The sequence below is a fragment of the Sorangium sp. So ce1153 genome, assembly GCF_051521595.1.
In the GTDB taxonomy this organism is placed as follows: domain Bacteria; phylum Myxococcota_A; class Polyangia; order Polyangiales; family Polyangiaceae; genus Sorangium.
In genome coordinates this window covers 3,573,504-3,590,366 of the sequence record NZ_CP150361.1, presented here as the reverse complement: position 1 = coordinate 3,590,366, position 16,863 = coordinate 3,573,504, and the positions used below count along the sequence as shown (strand labels likewise).

Below are 16,863 nucleotides of genomic sequence, written 5' to 3'. Positions count from 1 at the left end.
GGCGGCACAACCCTCGATGTGATCGGCAGATCTGGATCTTTCGCGTCGGAGCGAAATTTCAATGGCAAAGCAGAGAGGCGCGGCTGTGGGGATTGAAGGCTTGTGAGGCGCCCTGTCAAACCTGCAGATCGCATGATGACGAGCGCCGGCGGCGCGGGAACTCTACATCCACCTCGGCCCCCTCTCCCTGATCCGGACCGACTCCCATGGTGAGGGGCACCGGCCGCTCAGGAGATACCGACCACGAGCAGGGATCGAGCTCGAAGCGAACTCCATTTCTGAGAGGGAGCAGCGATCTCGACCGGGCGGACGGCCGCAGATCCTCGGCACCGGCGAGGTCATGCTCTAGCTGCCGTCGACGTACATTCGCAGTCGTATCGACGGACAGGCCGGCGCGGCGACGCGGCGACGCGGCGACGCGGCGACGCGGCGACCAGAGGAGTCGTGGCGCCTCGCTCGAGCACGTCAGCGTGTCGCTCGGGCACGGGAGCGTGCAGCCGAGCTACCGCGACATCCGCGCCTGCCTCATCGAGCCGAGCGCGCAACGCTGGCCAGGGATCTCGGGCCTAGTGTAAGCCCAAGAGATCATTCGCACCCCCGGCAAGAATTGAACTTGCGACCTTCGGTTTAGGAAACCGCTGCTCTATCCACTGAGCTACGGGGGCAGGGGCACAGCCGCTATGGGCGCCGGACCCTGGCACACCTCGCTTCTCGCATCAAGCCAGATCCACGGCCACCCCTCGACCAGCCCGCTCCTTCGCCGCCGCGCGCTCTCCGCCAGGCTCCGCGCGCCTCGATCATGTCCACGGCTCTCCCCAGAGCGCCGCCCCGATCGCCAGCGCGATCCCGCCCCGCGCCAGCGCCGCCCGCAGCACCGCCACGGCGCGCTCGCGGTTCCCCCGCACCACCCGGGCGATCTGCCGCGTGCCCCGGTAGGCGTGGTTTGGCCTCACCACCTCGACCTGCACCTCGTCCCCGAGGCCGAGGTCGATCCTCTCCCCCATCCCCCGCCCGCCGCGCGCAGCGCTCCTCCCCCGTGCGGCCTGCTCTTCCCCGGGTTCTCCCGGCTCCCCCGCCTCACCCTTCTCTTCGACCTCGACCTCTCCCGCGAAGTCACCCCCCTCGCCCGCCGCCATCGGCCCCCGCGGCAGCGTCAGCACCCTCGCCAGCGCCACCGCGTCGACCACGAACAGCGCCCCCACCGCCGCCAGCCCCATCGCCGCCACGGCGCGCCCCAGCTCGGGCGCCAGCGGCGCCCCGAAGACCGCCCGCGCCATCAGCACGGCCAGCGCGATCACCATCGAGGTCGCGGCCCACACGGCGCGCCGGTCGGCCCCAGCCACGATCGAGCCTGCCCGCGCCCTGCCGACGCGGTTCGCCGCGAGCAGCACCGCCGCGAGCGCCGGCACGAACGGCAGCGAGAACACGGCGCCGAACGCCGCGCCGATGATCATCCCCGCCGGACCGAGCACGAGCCCGATGGTCATGCCGTTCACGACGCCGGCCACGCCGATGGCCCACAGCGCGAGCAGGCTCGCCATGAGCGGCCCTCGTCGGGTCCACCGTCCCGGGCCATCCATCCACGCCGCGCCGTCCCCCCACCCCGCGCCGGCGCTCGACGTCACCGCCGCGCTGCCGGCCCCGACGCCTCCGATCCGCCTGGTCAGGTAGCTGCCCAGCAGCGCCGCGACCACGGGCGTCACGGCCGCGAGCAGGTAGCGGGGCGCGTTGTCGGCGATGTGGAAGCTGTCCGCCGTGAGCCAGCCGCCCACGAGCCCGATGGCCCCGAACGGGACCACGAGCGACACAGGAGCATCGGGCGACATGGACTCGGACGTTGAACGCGGCATCTCGAAACCTCCGGCTCGTTCGTTCCCCTTCGACGCGCTTGCCCCCGGGAAGCTTCCAGCGCCCTGGCTCGCCGCCCGACCTTCCATCCTCTCACCACAGCGCACCACGCGCGCTGCACGCGCGCCCCACGCTGCCCGCTCTGCGCGCCTCCCCGCGCCGTCGGCGCGCCCCGCATCGGCTCGCCCTGCACACCCTCAGCCCGCCCCCGCCTGCGCGTGCGGGTAATGGCTGAGCGCCACCAGGTTGCCCTCGGGATCGCGCGCGTACATCGAGTAAGCGCTCTCCCGCTCGATCGCCACGCCCGCCTCGACCAGCCGGCGGCGCCACGCCTCCCGCTCGGACGGGCCGATCCCCAGGGCGACGCAGTGCCAGCCTGGCGCCTCGTCGGCGCGCGTCGGCCCGGCGGCCGCCGCCCGTTCCACGGCCAGAAATGCGCCGCCCCCGAGCTCGAGCCACACCGACCGCGGCGCTCCGGCCTCGTCCGTCCAGCGCCGAACCACCGGCAACCCGAGGACGCCCGCGTAGAACCGCTCGGCCCGGTCCAGATCGCGCACGACCACGGCCAGGTGATGGACCGACAGCGACGGGAGCGGCTCGCTCATGCGGCCCCCTCATCTCAGCGCCTTTCGCGCGGCACCGCACCTGAAAAGCCGCACGTCCCTCGCCTCGCCGACGCCGGGCGCCCGATCGCCGCCGCGACCTCACCGCCGCGACCTCGACCCCGCGACCTGCCTTGCCCCGGCAGGGCGCCTCGTCTATGGTCCCGCTCGCGGACGCTCCGCCCGGGGAGTCGCACAGTCCGGTAGTGCACGAGCTTTGGGTGCTCGTTGTCGCGGGTTCAAATCCCGCCTCCCCGACCCTTTTCAGCGAACCCCTTCCCCTCGCGAGCCCGGCGGGCCTCGGCCCTGCCGCTCGCCTCTCATCGCCCTCGCCCCGCGTGCGTCTTACTTGGCCCCCTCGGGCTCGCCGCGCATAGTCCCCCCGATGTGGACGCACGGAAAGATCATGCTCGGCGCCTGCCTCTCCCTGTCCGTCCTCGCGGGGTGCGGCGGGCAGCAGGCGACGGGTCGAGCCGCGGCCCCGGCGCCGCGGGCGTCGAGCGCGGCCCCGGCCAGGCAGGCGGCGCCGGCTGGGCAGCTCGCCCGCGCCGACGTCGAGCGCGTCCTGGCGCAGGGGCCGCCCTGGATCCTGCGGCGCGTGCCGGTCGAGGAGGTCATCCGGGCTGGCGCGTTCATCGGCTGGAAGATCCTCGCGCTGCCCCCGGACTGGAGCGGCATCGAGCTCAAGCCGGGCGACGTCGTCACCCAGGTGAACGGCACCGCGCTCGAGCGCCCTGACGACCTGTTCGCGGCCTATCGCGCGCTGGCCAGCGCGAACGAGCTCAAGATCGCGTACGAGCGCGAGGGCGCCGCGCGCGAGCTCGTCATGCCCATCTTCGGGCCCCCCTCCAAGGAGACCCTCCAGGCCTTCGAGAGCGACAGCCCTCCGCGTCGCCCCACCACGGCCCGGCCGCGGGGAACGACGGTCATCGAAGAGGAGACGGACAGCGGCACGTCGTTCGAGAGCGACGAGCTGTGAAGCCAGCGCCGGTCGCGGCGTCCCCCGCCGCGCCGGCGCCGATCGCCACATCACATGTCGAGCGCCAGCCCCAGGACCCACGTCGACGTACCGACGTGCATCTGCGAGCTCGATCCGAGCCCGTCCAGGTTCGCGTACATCCACTCGCCAAACAGGTACGTATGGTTGATGCCCGTGGACTCGTCGAGCTGGGAGGCGGAGCGCCGGTCTAGCCAGTTCAGCGCCAGCGCCCCGCCGAGCGCGAGGTGCGTGCCCCAGCTGATGCCCTCTCCCCTCACGCCCTCGTGCTCCGCCGTGCCGGAGGCCTTCCCGGCGTACCACAACCCCATGCCGAGGCCTGCCTTCGCGTAGGGCACGAAGGGGATCCCTGTCTTTCGCATCAGCTCATCGAACCGGGCAACCGCGGACAGGTGCATGGGCATGACGGTGAGCGACGTATCCTCCGCCGACCGGTCGGCCGTGCCGGCGACGAACCCCTTGTCCGAGGCCGACGTGTACCCCCAGCCGAGCCCCGGCCCGATCGCGCCCACGTAGGGGATGCGAAGCGGCAGCCAGTCGAGCTCCAGGCCGAAGTAGAACAGGGGGCCATCTCCGAACGTCGTCGCGTAAGGGCCCGTCCCGCCCCCGGAGAACTCCTCGTCCACCTCGGGGGAGTAGGCGCCGAAGCGCAGCTCGAACGCGAAGCTCTGAGGCGAGCCGTACCGCTCGCTGTTGTGGATGCTCGACCGGTCGTGCCGCCGCCAGTCGGTGTCGGGAGCGCGCACCTGCGCCGAGGCGGCGCTGGCGACGAGCAGCGCGGCGCCACCGGCAAGGCACGCCGCGGTGATCCGAGTGAAATGGAGTTTCATCCATGCTCCTGCGTGGAGGGGCGCGCGCGCCGCCGCCGAGTTCTGCGCCACATTCCCAGGGCAGCGCCGGCCACCATCGCGCCGAGGGGCACCGGGAGCCACCGGCCTGCCCCTACCGGCCCCGCCACACTGCAGAAGCCCCCGCCCGCCTGGCCTCCGGCCTCCCGGTACAGCTCGAAGAAGCTGTCCACGTCCACCGGCACCCCGCACGCGAGTTGCGACATCACGCCTGGATTCCCGATGTTGTCGTAAGCGGCTACGCCGACGACATAAGAGATGCCATTCTCGAGGCCTGACGCCTCACCCGCGCTCGCCCTTCCCACCCGGCCGCATGGAACCAGCGAGGCATCCGGGATCTCTCCTGGAACGAGCACCGACGAGCCACAGCTGGAGTCGCCGTCCCCGCCGTCATCTCCTCCGTCGCCTGCACCGCCCCCACCGCCAGCGCCGCCGCCTGCACCACCCCCACCGCCAGCGCCGCCGCCTGCACCGCCAGCGCCGCCGCCCGGTGAGCTCACGACGTTGCTGTCGCAATAGAAGTAATGGCCGAACGTGTCATCGTCGGACGACAACGAGTACTCGACGATGAGCCGGGTATCGCCACTGCCCACCTTCACGTCCGACGGCGGCCTCGGGCCGAGCAGATCCATCCTGGTATCCGTCCAAACGGCAGAGTCGCCCTCACTCACGTCGTCCTGGAAGGACTCCTGGCGCAGGAAGTAGATCGACACAGGGCGCGCGCTGGTGCTCGGGCCGGGGTCCTTGCAGTCCGGCGCGCGGAGCGCGCTCGCGATCTTCTCGACAGGCACGCGGAACGTGAGCGTCGTGTCCAGATCGGACCGGGCCTCGATCTGCGTGCAGCCGCCGTCGCTGTCGCGCTCCGTGCGAAGCCTGCAATCCACCTTCTCGCTCACCCACACGGACAGCGTATCGCCGCGCGAGAAGCTCCCCTGGGACAGCGTGATCGTGAACAGGAGATCGTTGTCGGTGAGGCAGTCCTCGCGGCTGATCCACAGCGGAAACTTCGAGGTAGGGCGCCGGTCCCCGGTGCGCTCGACGTCGGTGCTGATCGCCACCGTCGCGCCGGCCCGGCTCGCGCCTCCGGCGAACGCCGCCGCCGCGAGGGCCCCCGCGCACAGCCGGGCCCGGAACCGCCGCCCTCGCGGCGGTGGCCCGATGAGAAAGCTTGTCTTATCCATGCGCGCGTCCTTTCAGCACAGCTCGTACCACGCCGCAAATACCTCGCACGGCCTTTCAAGTCAGGGGAAATCACGCGCACCGCCCGAGCCGGATGACGAGCTGGCCGGCGCAGCTCGCCGTTCCTGACAAGTTGTCAGCGGCACCTCCGCGCCGCAGCACGTCCGCACCTCCGCCCCGCGGCACCTCCGCGCCGCCCAGCAGCGAAGCGCCGGCGCCCCATCGCCCGCCACCGCCGGACGAGCCGCGTGGCCATCGATACACGCGCGTTCAGCGAAGCTCGGCTAGGTTGATCTCGGTGGATCCGACCGACGCCGCTCCCCTGGAGCCGAGCGCGAAGGAGCGCGCCTCTGCGCCGGAGGAGGTGCGCCCCGGGCAGCTCAACACCCGCAAGAGCAGCACGCCTGCGCCCGGGCCAGCCCCGTCGGTGCGCCCGACCTCGAACCGGCCCAGCCGGCTGCCGCCGAGCGTCGCCCCGCCCAGCACGGACACCGCCGTCCTCGGCGTCGCCCTCACCCGCGTCGAGCTGCACCGGACCGCGCTGCTCTTCTGCCTCCTCTTCCTCGCCGCCCTCATCTTCGTCGTCGGCCGCTCGGCGCGCGACGCGCTCTTCCTCACCAGGTTCCCCGTCACCTGGATCGCGCCGATGTGGCTCGTGTACGGCGCCGCCTCCGCGGTCGCCGCGCTCGCCTACGGCCGCGTCGCCCGCCGCCTGCCGCGCGCCCGCCTGTGCGTCGCCTTCGCCCTCTTCGGCGCGGTGACCTTCGCGGCGCTGCGCGTCCTCATCGGCCAGGAGGTCCGCGCCGCCTACCTCGTCTTCTACATCTGGTCCGAGATCATCGCGAACTTCACCGGCGTCCTCGTCTGGGCCGTCGCCCAGGACCTGCACGACCCCCGCAGCGCCAAGCGCCTCTTCGGGCTGATCGGCAGCGGGCGCGTGGTCGGCACGGTCGCCTGCGGCTTCGCGACCGGCGGCGCGGTCACCTGGATTGGCACCGAGAACCTGCTGTTCGTGCTCATCGCGGCGCTCCTCGGCATGGCCGCGCTCACGATGGTGCTCGAGCGGCGGCACCCGCTGGAGCGGCCCCCCTCCGGCGCCGAAGCGCTCCTCCAGGCCCGCCTCCCGCGCATGGAGCTGTGGCGATCGCGCTATGCGCTGGCGATCGCGCTCCTGACCCTCGTCCTCTTCGGCGTCCTCACGGTCGGCGACTACCAGTTCAAGGCGATCGCCCTCACCGCCTACCCGGACCGCGACGATCTCGCCCGGTTCATGGCGTTCCTCTACGGCGCCGTCGGCGTGCTCGGCCTCGTCGTGCAGCTCGGCGTGACGCCGTGGGTCCTCCGGCGCCACGGCGTGCTCGGCGGGCTGCTGGCGATGCCGGCCGCGTTCACCGCGAGCACCGTCGCGCTGATCGCGAGCCCCTCGCTCGCCTTCGCCGCCATCCTCAAGCTGAGCGACAACGCGCTCCAGTTCACGATCTACGACGCGACGACGCAGCTGCTCTTCTTTCCGTTCCCGCCGGCGCTCCGGGAGCGCGTGCGGACGCTCGTCTCCGCGATCGCCAAGCCCCTCGGCTACGGCCTCGGCGCGCTGGTCCTGCTCGCCCTCGCGCCCGCCGCCGCGAAGGGCCCCGCGCTCGTCGACGACGCCGCGCTGATCGGCCTGTACTCCCTCCCCCTCTGCGCCGCCACCATCGCCCTCATCCCGATCGTGCGGCGCGGCTACTTCGACGCCATGCGGCTCACCCTGATGCGCCGCCAGATCGACACCGACGGCGTCGCCTACGGCCCCCAGACGCGCGCGATCCTCACGGAGGCGCTCTACAGCCGCGCCATGACGCAGGTGCTCTTCGCGGTCGACCAGCTCCGGCAGCTCGACCCCGGCCTCGTGCGCGAGGCCGTCCCCGCGCTCGCGCGCCACGGATCGGCCAGGGTGCGCGCGCTCGCGGTGCGCCTCGCGGCCGAGCTCGGGCACGAGGCCGGCCCCGACATCGCGCGCGCGGCGATCCACGACCGCAACTCCGCCGTGCGCGTCGCCGCCGTCGATGCCCTCGCCGCGCAGCTGCGGGAGGACGCCCACGACGAGCTGCTCGCGCTGGCCGGCGAGAGCCCCGCGCGCGGGGTGGCGGCGCCCGCCGCCGCCGAGGCGCCCCGCGACGAGGAGCTCCGGATCGCCGCGATCGCCGCGCTCCTGCGCTACTGCGGCCTCGACGGCATGCTCGAGGGCGCGCCGCGGCTGCGCGCGCTCCTCGAGAGCCCGTCCCCCCGCGAGCGCGTCGCCGCCGCCCGCGTCCTGGGCCTCGCCGGCCGCGCGTCGCTCCAGCGCGCGCTCGCGCGCCTCCTCGGCGACCCCGACCCCGCGGTGCGCCGCGCGGCCGTGCGCGCCTCGTCGAGCGTCGCCGATCCGCGCCTGCTCCCCTTGCTGGCGGACGCGCTCGCCGAGCACGCCCTCGCGTCGGCCGCCGCCCGGGCCATCGAGGCGCTCGGCGACGCGGCGATCCCCGAGCTGGCGGCGCGCCTCAACGACGACAGCACCCCGCGCGCCGCGCGGCTCGCGATCCCGCGGGTGCTCGCGCGGCTCTGCAGCCAGGGCGCGCTCGACGCGCTGCTCGCCCAGATCGATCACCCGGACGAGGCCCTCCGCCAGAAGGTGCTCGCTTCCGCCTCGCGCCTGCGCCTCTCGCTGCGCGCGCCGCCGGCCCCCCTCCGGGTCATCCGGGCCTGCATCGACGACGAGACGGTCGAGCACGTCCGCACGCGCGAGGCGTACATCGCGGTGCGCCCCCGCGTCGCGTCCCCGCTGCTCGATCAGCACCTGCTCCGGCGGCTGCGGAAGGGGCTCATCCGCGTGCTCCGGCTGTGCGAGCTCGCCTACCCGCGCGAGGTCGTCGCCCTCGTGCGCACGCACGTCTTCGGCCCCGACCCGGCGCTGCGGGCCAACGCGTTCGAGGTGCTGGAGTCGCTGCTCGATCGCCCGCTGCGCGAGCGCCTCGTCTCCCTCGTCGACCGCCTGCTCGAGCTCTCCGCCGCCTTCCCCAGGCGGCCCATGCCGCCGGAGGCCGGCGTCGTCTCCTGGCTCCGCCGCGAGCTCGCCCGTGGCGAGCCCTACAGCGCCGCGCTCGCCCTCAACGCGGTCGCGCAGCACGCGATCGCCGGCGCCGCCGCGGACGCGCTCGCCGCCACCCACGATCCCGACCCGCTCGTCCGGGAGGCAGCCGCGATCGCGATCGCCGTGACGTCCCCGCCGGGCGCCCACGAGCGCCTGAGCGCCCTGCGGGCCGATGCCGATCCCGCGGTGGCGCGTTACGCACGATACTGGGCGGTCACCGGCGGCACCGGCATCGACCCCGAGGACGAGATGTACACAACGATCGAGAAGGTCCTGTTCCTCCAGCGTGTCCCGCTTTTCTCGCGCGTGGCCGGCGACGATCTCGTGGCGCTGGCGCGCGGCTCGCTCGTCGTCTCGCTGCTCCGGGACGACGTCGTCTTTCGCCAGGGAGAGCCTGGCGGCGCGCTCTACTCGATCATCTCGGGCGAGGTGCGCCTCACCCTCGACGGGCGCGAGATCGCCCGCCTCGGCGCGCACGATGTCTTCGGCGAGATGTCGCTGTTCGACAGCGAGCCGCGGGGCTCGACCGCGGTGGTCACCGAGGACACCGAGCTGCTCCGGGTGTCCGCCGAGGACTTCCACGAGGCGGTGCGGGAGACGGCCGAGATCGCCGACGCGGTGATCCGGGTGCTGAACCGGCGCCTGCGCGAGGCGGATCGCAAGCTGGCCGACGCGCACGCGCGGCTGTCGCTGCTGCCGAAGCCGCCGCCGACGCTGAAGCCGCCGCCCGCGCTGCTCGCGAAGGAGCCGTCCGCTGGCGGCGGGGAGACACCGGCGCTCGACGACAGCGACCTCGATTGAGCGCCGCGCGCCGCGCCGCGTAGCACACCGCACCGACGCGCAGGAACGTGGCTTGCATTGGATGCATTGGACAGGAGCATGGCTTGCGTTGGAATGACGTGGACGACGTCGATGGACCTCGAGGGCCATCCATGCGCGGCCCCGGGGGCACGTCTGAAGGACGAGCGAGAGATGTCCTCAGGCGCCCGAAGCTGCCCGACCTCTCCCTGGCATCCACCTCCAGAAGGACCCATCATGCTCCCGATGCCTCTTCCGCTGTCCTCTTCCCGCTTGCTCCCTGCGCCCGCGGCGGCGCCGGCCTCTGCCAGGGCCAAGCTCCGCCGCCTCGGAGGCGCGCTGCCGCTGCTCGCCGCGCTGATCGCCGCGCCGTCGAGCGCCGCGGCGCAGGGGCTGCCGCAGGGCTACACGAGCGACGCCCCCCGCACCGCCGGTGAGACCGCTGCTTCACAGGCGCCCGAGACCCAGCCGGTCCAGGTGGAGGTCGGCGTGAGCGCCGAGGTCGCGGTGGACGATTACGAGGACACCGACCCGAGCGCCCTGGTCGAGTTCCAGGAGCCGCTCGCCGCGTATGGCGCGTGGGTGGACGACCCGAGCTACGGCCGGGTCTGGGTGCCTTCCGCGGTCGTTGTCGGCCCCGATTTCGCGCCCTACCAGACCGCGGGTCACTGGTCGCTGACCGACGACGGCGAGTGGATGTGGGTCAGCGACTACGAGTGGGGCCACATTCCCTTTCACTATGGCCGCTGGGTCTGGATCTCCGCCCACGGCTGGGCCTGGATCCCGGGGCGCGTGTACGCCCCCGCGTGGGTCGTCTGGCGCGTCGGCGACTACGGCTATGTCGGCTGGGCCCCGATGCCGCCCACCTATTACTGGAGCGGCGGCGTCGCGGTCTCGCTGTGGACCGTTCCTCCGGCGGCGTACGTCTTCTGCCCGACGACGCACGTGTTCCACCGCCACGTGCACACGCACGTGATCCGCGATCGCGAGGTCGTCCGGCGCATCGCTTCGCACTCGCACCCGTACAGGCCGGCGCGGCCGACCGTGGGCAGCCCGGGGCGCGGCGACGCCCGCTCGGGCGGCGCGGGTCGCCCGAGCTCGCCGCACGGGATCCGCCCGGGCAGCTACCGCCCGGCGTCGCCCTCGCTCGCCGAGGCTGGCGTCCCCTCCTCGGCCGCGCCGAAGCTCCGCGGCAGGCCGGATCCGCGCGCCCTCGCCTACGCGCGCAAGAGCACGTCGCCTGGCGCGCGCCTCGGGCCTCCGTCGTCGCGCCGTCTGGCGGCGCCCCCGGCCCCCGCGGTGGGCGACCGGCGCGCGGCGCCCTCGCTGCGCACCCCGAGGTCAGTCGACGGCGATGCTCCGGCCCCTGTCGCCAGGCCTGCCATTCCGTCGCGGGGCCTGTCCGGCGCCCTGCCCCGCGCCGGCGCGAGCGAGCCGCACCGCTCCTCGAGGGCGACCGCCGCGCCCCCTTCGCCTTCCCCCGAGCCGCGGATGGCCCCGGAGCCGCGCGTCGTCGGCACGCCGCACGCCGCGCCCACGCCGCGCGTCGTCGGCACGCCGCACGCCGCGCCCACGCCGCGCGTCGTCGGCACGCCCCGCGCCACCCCGCACCGGTCGACGTCGGACCCGACGCCGGCGACCAGGCCGTCGCCGCAGGCCGCGCCGGCGCCGCAGATCAGCGCGCCGGCCGCGAGGCCGCGGGCGCTCCCGAGCGCGCCGTCTGCCCCGTCACGCCCCAGGATCCACATCCCCTCGGGCCCGGCCCCGGGGAGGGCGGCGCCGGGGCCGGGTCGCCCGCGATCGAGGTAGCGCTTGGCCCGCGTCTTGCGACGCCCACGAGCAGGAGCAGATCCGATGACGTTCTCCGCTGACTTTGTGAAGCATCGTTCACTCGGGCTGTGGTCGTTCCTCCTCGTCGCCGCCCCCCTCGCCATGGGCGGCTGCATCATCGTCGACGAGGACGGCCGCGATCACGGCCACCACCATGACGACTGGGACGATGAGGACGACGGGGACAACGACAGCCCGCCGCCTCCCACGAACGACCCGATGCTCGTCTCCATCGACACGGACGCTGTGCTGAACAGCGAGCCGGGCGAAGGTGTCGGCATCTTCGTCGAGTACACGGCCGGCGGGACGTGGAAGCTCTGGACGACCTGCGACACGAACCAGTCCAAGGTCGTCTGCAGCTTCGACCTCTACGCCTCCGTGGACACGTCGTCCGAGCTGTTCGACATCGTGGGGAGCGACCTCGAAAAGACGGACGCCACGCGCCTCGTCGACGAGGGCATCGCGTACTTCCACGCCGAGACCGGCGCGGACATCGACGCGATGACGTTCACCACGACGAAGGGCGCCGTCGTCCGGCTGGAGGCCTACCTCGACGGCGCCCAGGAGCCTCGCTTCGTCTACTGGTTCGGCGACGGCGTCCTGCACGAGGGCGCGCCCAGCAACCCGCTCGACTTCGAGCCGACCGAGCCCTGACGGCGCGACGGCGGCCGCTCCTCCCGCCGCCCGCGCGGCAGGAGGAGCGCCCGGCGCGGACGAGCGCCGCTCAGGGCGCCTTGCTCGGCTGGATCGGCTGCCCCTCGACGTCCCAGGCCTCCGGCTCGCCGAGGCCGATCGCCTGGAGCTGCGGCAAGATCTCCTGCCGCGGCCCGACGACCACGATGGTCGCCCCCTTCGGGTCGACCGCCCTCGCGAGCTCCGCGAGGCCTGCGAGCGTCGCCTTCTGTCGCGCCTGGCTCGCCGCGGCGTCGAACGTCTCCGGCAGCGCGAGCCGCGCCAGCGTCCCGAAGCGGAGGGCGGTGCGGTTCGCTGTCTCGTAGGCCGAGACGAGGTCCGCCCGGTCCTGCGCCTGCACCTTTGCCAGCTCGTCGCGGGTCAGGCCGGAGTCCGCCATCCTGGCGAGCTCGCCCAGCATCTCCTTCAAAGCGGGTCCGGTCGCCTCGGTGACCACGGACGCCCGCGCCACGAACGCGCCTGGCTGCCGCGTCTCGTTGAACGCCGACGCGGCGCCGTAGGACCACCCGTGGTCCTCGCGCAGGTTCTGGTTCAGGCGCGACGTGAACGAGCCGCCGAGCGCTGTGTTGATGAGCTGGAGCAGCGGCCGCCGCGGGTCGCTCGCGGCGACCCCCTCCCGCACGACCGCGATCACCGACTGCGGCGCGCCCGGGCGGTCGACGAGCACGAGCCGCGGCGGCCGCCAGGACGGCGCCGCGGGCGCGGCGCTTGCCGGCGCGCCCTTCGCGCCGGGCGCGCCGCTTGCCGGCGCGCCCTTCGCGGATGACGCGGCGCTCGCCGGCGCGCCCGTGGCCGACCATGCGCCGAGGTCGCGCGAGACCGCCTGCATCAGCTCGTCCCGGGTGATGTCGCCGACCACGGCGATCACCGCGCGGTCGGGGCGCCACGCCGACTTGTAGAACGCCTTCACGGCCGGCAGCCCGATCGACCTGGCGTCCGCGAGCAGGCCCTCGACCGGGTGCCCGTACGGCGTCCCCGGCCCGAAGAGCGCCGCCGACGAGACGAGCGACGAGACCCGCGTCGGATCGTCGCCGCGCTTCCTGAGGTCGTTCTGCCAGAGCGCGCTGACGCGCTGCCACTCCCTGGCCTCGAGCCGCGGGCGCGCGACGACGTCGGCCAGGATGGCGAACGCCTTCGCGAAGTTCTTCTTCAGCACGGAGAGCGACGCGACGCTCCCGTCGGCGCGCGCCCCCACCGAGAGCGTCGCGCCGAGGTCGTTGATCGCGCTGGACAGCTCCACCGCGTTCCGCTGCCCCGCGCCCTCGTCGAGCATGTCCGCCGTGATGTGGGCGAGCCCCGCCGCGCCCCGCGGATCGTCCGCCGATCCCGACGAGACGGCGATGGATACGGACACGATCGGGAGCGTGTGGCGCTCGAGCAGCCACACCTTCGCGCCGTTCGGCCCGTCGAGCACCACCGGCGCCGGCGGCGTGAACGGCCGCGGCTCGGGCAGCTCCGGCTTGGGCCCGATCGGATCCGCCGGCTGCGCGGCGGCCGCCTGGGCCGCGGGGCGCGGCGCCTCGGCCGGGGCGGGCGGCTGCGCCGGCGTCTTCGGCCCGCAGCCGAGCGCGCCGGCGAGCATCGCGATGATCGCACCTGCGTGCCTCGCTCTCATTTCATCACCGCCTTCTTCGTCTCGTCCTTCTTCGTCTCGCCGCTTCCCTTCGGCACGACGCGCAGGATCACCCGCGCGTCCGGGTCCAGCGTGCTCTTCGCCTGGGCCTGCAGCGACTCCGCGGTCACGTCGCGGTAGCGCTTCAGATCCTGCTCGACGAACCCGGGCTGGCCCGTCCACGTCTCGTACCGGTTGAGCATCGAGGCCCGCCCGGCGACCGACTCGAGGGCGGTCACGAAGGCGGTCTCGTACTGGTTCTTGGCCCGGTCGAGCTCCTCGCGGCTCACCCTGGCGTCGCGCAGCCTCGCCAGCTCGGCGTCGATGGCGGCCTCGAGCTTCTCGAGCGGCACGCCCGGCCGCGCGATCGCCTCGACGGTGAACGTCGAGGCGAGGTCGCCGGAGCCCTGCGCCGCGCTCACCTCCTGGGCGAGCTCCTTGTCGTAGACGAGCGCCTTGTAGAGGCGGCTGGCCTTGCCCTGCTCGAGCACGGTGGCGAGCAGATCGAGCTCGGCGTCGCCGGGCGCGAAGCGCGCGGGGCTGTGCCAGGCCATCACCACCTTGGGCAGGTTCACGTTGTCCTCGATCGTCTCCCGCACGACGCCCTTGAGCTTCACCGGCGCCGGAGCGGTCGCGGCGGGGACCGGCTGCCCCGGGATGCCGCCGAAGTACCGCTCGATGACGTCGCGCGCCCGCTGCGGATCGAAGTCGCCGGCGACGACGAGGGAGACGTTGTTCGGCACGTACCACCGCCGGAAGAACGCCGTCACGTCGCCGACCGTCGCGGCCTGGAGGTCCTCGTGCGAGCCGATGACCGGGTGATGGTACGGGTGTCCCTGCGGGTAGAGCAGCGAGGGCATGAGGAGCTCGACCTTGCCGTAGGGCTCGTTCTCGCTCGTCTGGCGGCGCTCGTTCCGCACGACGTCGCGCTGCGCGTTGAGCTTCGCGGCGTCCATGCTGTCCGCGAGCGACGCGAACCGATCGGCCTCGAGCCAGAGCAGGAGCGGCAGCGCGTGGGCCGGCGCCACCTCGTGGTACGCGGTGCGGTCCTCGCTCGTCCAGGCGTTGTTCCAGCCGCCCTCGGCCTCCATCCACGCGTCGAACTGCTTCGTGGGGACGCGGCGCGTGCCCATGAACATGAGGTGCTCGAAGAGGTGCGCGAAGCCGGTGCGCCCGGGCTCCTCGAACCGCGAGCCGACCTTGACCATGAGGTTCAAGGCGACGATCGGGAGGGCGTGGTCCTCGTGGAGGATCACGGTGAGGCCGTTCTTGAGGGCGTACTTGGTGAAGGGGACGTCGAGCTTCGGCGGGGGAGAGGCGGCGGGCGGCGCTTCCGGGGCGGCCTTCGGGGCCGCGGGCGAAGCGGGGGCGGCCTTCGGCGCTGCGGCCGCGGGCGACGCCGGCGCGGCCGCCGCGCGCGCGGCCTTCGGCGCTGCGGCTGCCGCCGGCGTGGACGCCGGCGGCGCGGTCTTCGGTGCCGCGGGCGTGGCCTCGGGCGGCGCTGCCGTCGCGGCCGCGGGGCCGGAAACAGAGAAGGCCGCCACCACGGCCGCCAGGATCGGTCGGGCGGAGCGCGGGAGCGGCGGGTGACTCGCGCGGGTTTGCATGGGCCGAGCGTTGCGCCCGCCGCGAGCGGGACGCAAGCGGGCTCGACCAAACGGGCGACACCGCGAAGATCCGCTTCAGCGGGGTCAGCGCCTCCCTGCTCGGCTGCCTCCGAGCCACCGGAAACGGTCTCCCCCGGGCTGCTCGGCTGCCCTCGAGCCACCGGAAACGGTCTCCGCTGGCATCCCTCGCGCCTCCCGGGCGCCCCAGCCTAGTCCCGCGGCACCCAGCGCGACAGGACGACCCCCGGCAGCGACGCCGCGAAGGCGATCGCGAAGAACGCGGTGAACCCCACGCGGGCGGCCAGGTACCCGCTCACGCTGCCGGCGAACGTCGCGGAGACCGACATGAGCGCGGACCCGATCGCGAAATGCGACGACTTGTACCCGTCCACGCAGCGCCGCATCAGGAACACGACGAGCACCGCCGTGCCCACCCCGGCGACGAGCTGCTCGAGCGTGACGAGCGCCACGATCCACGGCAGCGCCGGCTGCGACCACGCCAGCGCCACGTAGAGCAGGATCGCCAGGCTCTGCATGAGCGCGATGGGGAAGATGGTCCGCGCCAGGCCCCACCGCTTGATGAGCACGCCGCCGAGCGTCGAGCCGGCGATCGACGCCACCGTCCCGACCCCTCCCACGTTGCCTCGCGCCGCCGTGTCCAGGCCGAGGCTCTTGAGCAGCGGCGACGACATCGCGAACATGAGCGCGTCGCCCGCCCGGTAACAGAGGATGAACGCGAGGCTCGACGCGATCCCGGGCTGCCGGAGGAACGCGCGGAACGGCTCGGCGTAGCGCCGCAGCCCGGCGGCGGCGCCGGGCGCTGCCTCGGGCCGCGCGACGGCGGCCGGGCGCGGCAGCCCCACGCCGTGCGCGCCCGCGAGCAGCGCGAGCCCGATCGCCGCGACGGCGAAGGAAGCGCCGAAGGACGCCCACCCCGCGAACGCGACGAGCAGCGCGCCCGCGAGCAGCGCGAGCCGGTAGGCCCCGACGCGCAGCCCGGAGAAGGCCGCCTGCGCGTCCTTGTCGAGCGCCTGCAGATAGAAGCCGTCGACCGCGATGTCGTGCGTCGCCGCCGCGACGGCGACCAGCCCGAACAGCGCCGCGACGAGCCCGAGCGCGCCGCTGTCCGCCGCCGCGGCGAGCCCGAGGAGGATCACCGCGAGCGCGATCTCGGCCCCCACGAGCCAGCGCCGCGAGCTGCCGTGCAGGTCGACCAGCGGGCTCCACAGGAACTTGAGGTTCCACGGGAGCCCGTAGAGCGACACGAGCCCGATGATCTCCAGGCTCGCCCCCGCCGCCGTGAAGAACTCCCCCGCCACCTTGTGCGCGATCGCGTAGGGCAGCCCCTCGGCGAAGTAGGTGGACGAGATCCACAGACCCCGGCTCGCCCCGCGCGCGGCCGCGCCGGGCGCCCCCGCGGTGGCGGCGTCGCGCCCCGCGGCCTCCGCCCGCTGCTCGGGCAGCGCGGCGGGCGCCGGGACCGCAGGTTCGACGGACTTGTGGGATGTGACGGCAGCCTCCACGCCTTCTTCGCGCCCTCTTCGCGCTCTCTTCGCGCCCTCTTCGCACCTTTACACGCAGCGCCCCGGGGCAGAGCAAGTTCCAGGGAGCTGGAAAGCGCGGACCATGGCGCCCGACAGCGCGGACGTCGCGGCGAGGGCGCTGCGGACCCCATCGCGAGCGACGCTGTGGTATCGGTCCGCCATCTGGTTTAACGGTGAACTGCATGCGACGGGCTCG

At 73.7% G+C, this 16,863-nt stretch carries 11 protein-coding genes and 2 tRNA genes; 5 read left to right on the top strand and 8 right to left on the bottom strand.

Going from position 1 to position 16,863, the window contains the following annotated elements:
• Positions 1–592: 592 nt before the first annotated feature.
• The 3 genes from WME85_RS12865 to WME85_RS12855 form a co-directional block, all read right to left on the bottom strand.
• A tRNA-Arg gene (locus tag WME85_RS12865) sits at positions 593–665 on the bottom strand.
• A 132-nt stretch (positions 666–797) separates the two neighbouring features.
• Complete coding sequence (locus WME85_RS12860) at positions 798–1,850, bottom strand: hypothetical protein (protein ID WP_437838091.1); 1,053 nt, start codon at positions 1,848–1,850, stop codon at positions 798–800.
• A 195-nt stretch (positions 1,851–2,045) separates the two neighbouring features.
• Positions 2,046–2,453, bottom strand: a complete 408-nt coding sequence (locus WME85_RS12855; protein WP_437838089.1) for a VOC family protein — start codon at positions 2,451–2,453, stop codon at positions 2,046–2,048.
• A gap of 181 nt (positions 2,454–2,634) precedes the next feature.
• On the opposite strand from WME85_RS12855, the gene WME85_RS12850 reads away from it, so the two are divergent.
• Together WME85_RS12850 and WME85_RS12845 are read left to right on the top strand one after the other, a co-directional pair.
• Positions 2,635–2,708: transfer RNA gene (locus tag WME85_RS12850), tRNA-Pro, on the top strand.
• Between the two features lie 127 nt (positions 2,709–2,835).
• Entirely contained in the window at positions 2,836–3,429 is a 594-nt protein-coding gene (locus WME85_RS12845; RefSeq protein WP_437838087.1) for a serine protease, read from the top strand.
• 50 nt (positions 3,430–3,479) lie between these two features.
• Here WME85_RS12845 and WME85_RS12840 read toward each other — a convergent pair whose 3' ends face one another.
• A complete protein-coding gene (locus WME85_RS12840; RefSeq protein WP_437838085.1) occupies positions 3,480–4,277 on the bottom strand; it encodes an MXAN_2562 family outer membrane beta-barrel protein in 798 nt (265 codons plus the stop codon).
• Positions 4,274–5,476, bottom strand: coding sequence for a hypothetical protein (locus WME85_RS12835; RefSeq protein WP_437838083.1), 1,203 nt, complete (start codon positions 5,474–5,476; stop codon positions 4,274–4,276). The genes WME85_RS12840 and WME85_RS12835 overlap by 4 nt, the downstream gene beginning before the upstream one ends.
• A 296-nt stretch (positions 5,477–5,772) precedes the next feature.
• Here WME85_RS12835 and WME85_RS12830 point away from each other — a divergent pair, with 296 nt between their 5' ends.
• The 3 genes from WME85_RS12830 (at position 5,773) to WME85_RS12820 (ending at position 11,865) form a co-directional block, all read left to right on the top strand.
• Positions 5,773–9,384 (top strand): MFS transporter, encoded by a 3,612-nt coding sequence (locus WME85_RS12830; RefSeq protein WP_437838081.1) that lies wholly within the window; start codon positions 5,773–5,775, stop codon positions 9,382–9,384.
• 234 nt (positions 9,385–9,618) lie between these two features.
• A complete protein-coding gene (locus WME85_RS12825) occupies positions 9,619–11,190 on the top strand; it encodes a DUF6600 domain-containing protein (protein ID WP_437838079.1) in 1,572 nt (523 codons plus the stop codon).
• A gap of 45 nt (positions 11,191–11,235) precedes the next feature.
• Positions 11,236–11,865 carry a hypothetical protein gene (locus WME85_RS12820; protein ID WP_437838077.1) on the top strand — a complete coding sequence of 210 codons (630 nt, stop codon included), beginning with the start codon at positions 11,236–11,238 and terminating at the stop codon, positions 11,863–11,865.
• A 70-nt stretch (positions 11,866–11,935) separates the two neighbouring features.
• On the opposite strand, the gene WME85_RS12815 is transcribed toward WME85_RS12820, so the two are convergent.
• The 3 genes from WME85_RS12815 to WME85_RS12805 form a co-directional block, all read right to left on the bottom strand.
• Positions 11,936–13,519 (bottom strand): M16 family metallopeptidase, encoded by a 1,584-nt coding sequence (locus tag WME85_RS12815; protein ID WP_437838075.1) that lies wholly within the window; start codon positions 13,517–13,519, stop codon positions 11,936–11,938.
• Positions 13,516–15,123: a M16 family metallopeptidase gene (locus WME85_RS12810; protein WP_437838073.1), complete on the bottom strand. Its 1,608-nt coding sequence runs from the start codon at positions 15,121–15,123 to the stop codon at positions 13,516–13,518. The genes WME85_RS12815 and WME85_RS12810 overlap by 4 nt, the downstream gene beginning before the upstream one ends.
• 209 nt (positions 15,124–15,332) lie before the next feature.
• A complete protein-coding gene (locus tag WME85_RS12805; protein ID WP_437838071.1) occupies positions 15,333–16,646 on the bottom strand; it encodes an MFS transporter in 1,314 nt (437 codons plus the stop codon).
• Positions 16,647–16,863: the final 217 nt, after the last annotated feature.

What these genes read in the sequence shown, in the direction of transcription:
- WME85_RS12840 (WP_437838085.1), bottom strand. Translation starts at nt 4,277, where the DNA reads ATGAAACTCCATTTCACTCGGATCACCGCGGCGTGCCTTGCCGGTGGC.
- WME85_RS12845 (WP_437838087.1), top strand. Translation starts at nt 2,836, where the DNA reads ATGTGGACGCACGGAAAGATCATGCTCGGCGCCTGCCTCTCCCTGTCC.
- WME85_RS12810 (WP_437838073.1), bottom strand. Translation starts at nt 15,123, where the DNA reads ATGCAAACCCGCGCGAGTCACCCGCCGCTCCCGCGCTCCGCCCGACCG.
- WME85_RS12820 (WP_437838077.1), top strand. Translation starts at nt 11,236, where the DNA reads ATGACGTTCTCCGCTGACTTTGTGAAGCATCGTTCACTCGGGCTGTGG.
- WME85_RS12815 (WP_437838075.1), bottom strand. Translation starts at nt 13,519, where the DNA reads ATGAGAGCGAGGCACGCAGGTGCGATCATCGCGATGCTCGCCGGCGCG.
- WME85_RS12825 (WP_437838079.1), top strand. Translation starts at nt 9,619, where the DNA reads ATGCTCCCGATGCCTCTTCCGCTGTCCTCTTCCCGCTTGCTCCCTGCG.
- WME85_RS12855 (WP_437838089.1), bottom strand. Translation starts at nt 2,453, where the DNA reads ATGAGCGAGCCGCTCCCGTCGCTGTCGGTCCATCACCTGGCCGTGGTC.
- WME85_RS12835 (WP_437838083.1), bottom strand. Translation starts at nt 5,476, where the DNA reads ATGGATAAGACAAGCTTTCTCATCGGGCCACCGCCGCGAGGGCGGCGG.
- WME85_RS12860 (WP_437838091.1), bottom strand. Translation starts at nt 1,850, where the DNA reads ATGCCGCGTTCAACGTCCGAGTCCATGTCGCCCGATGCTCCTGTGTCG.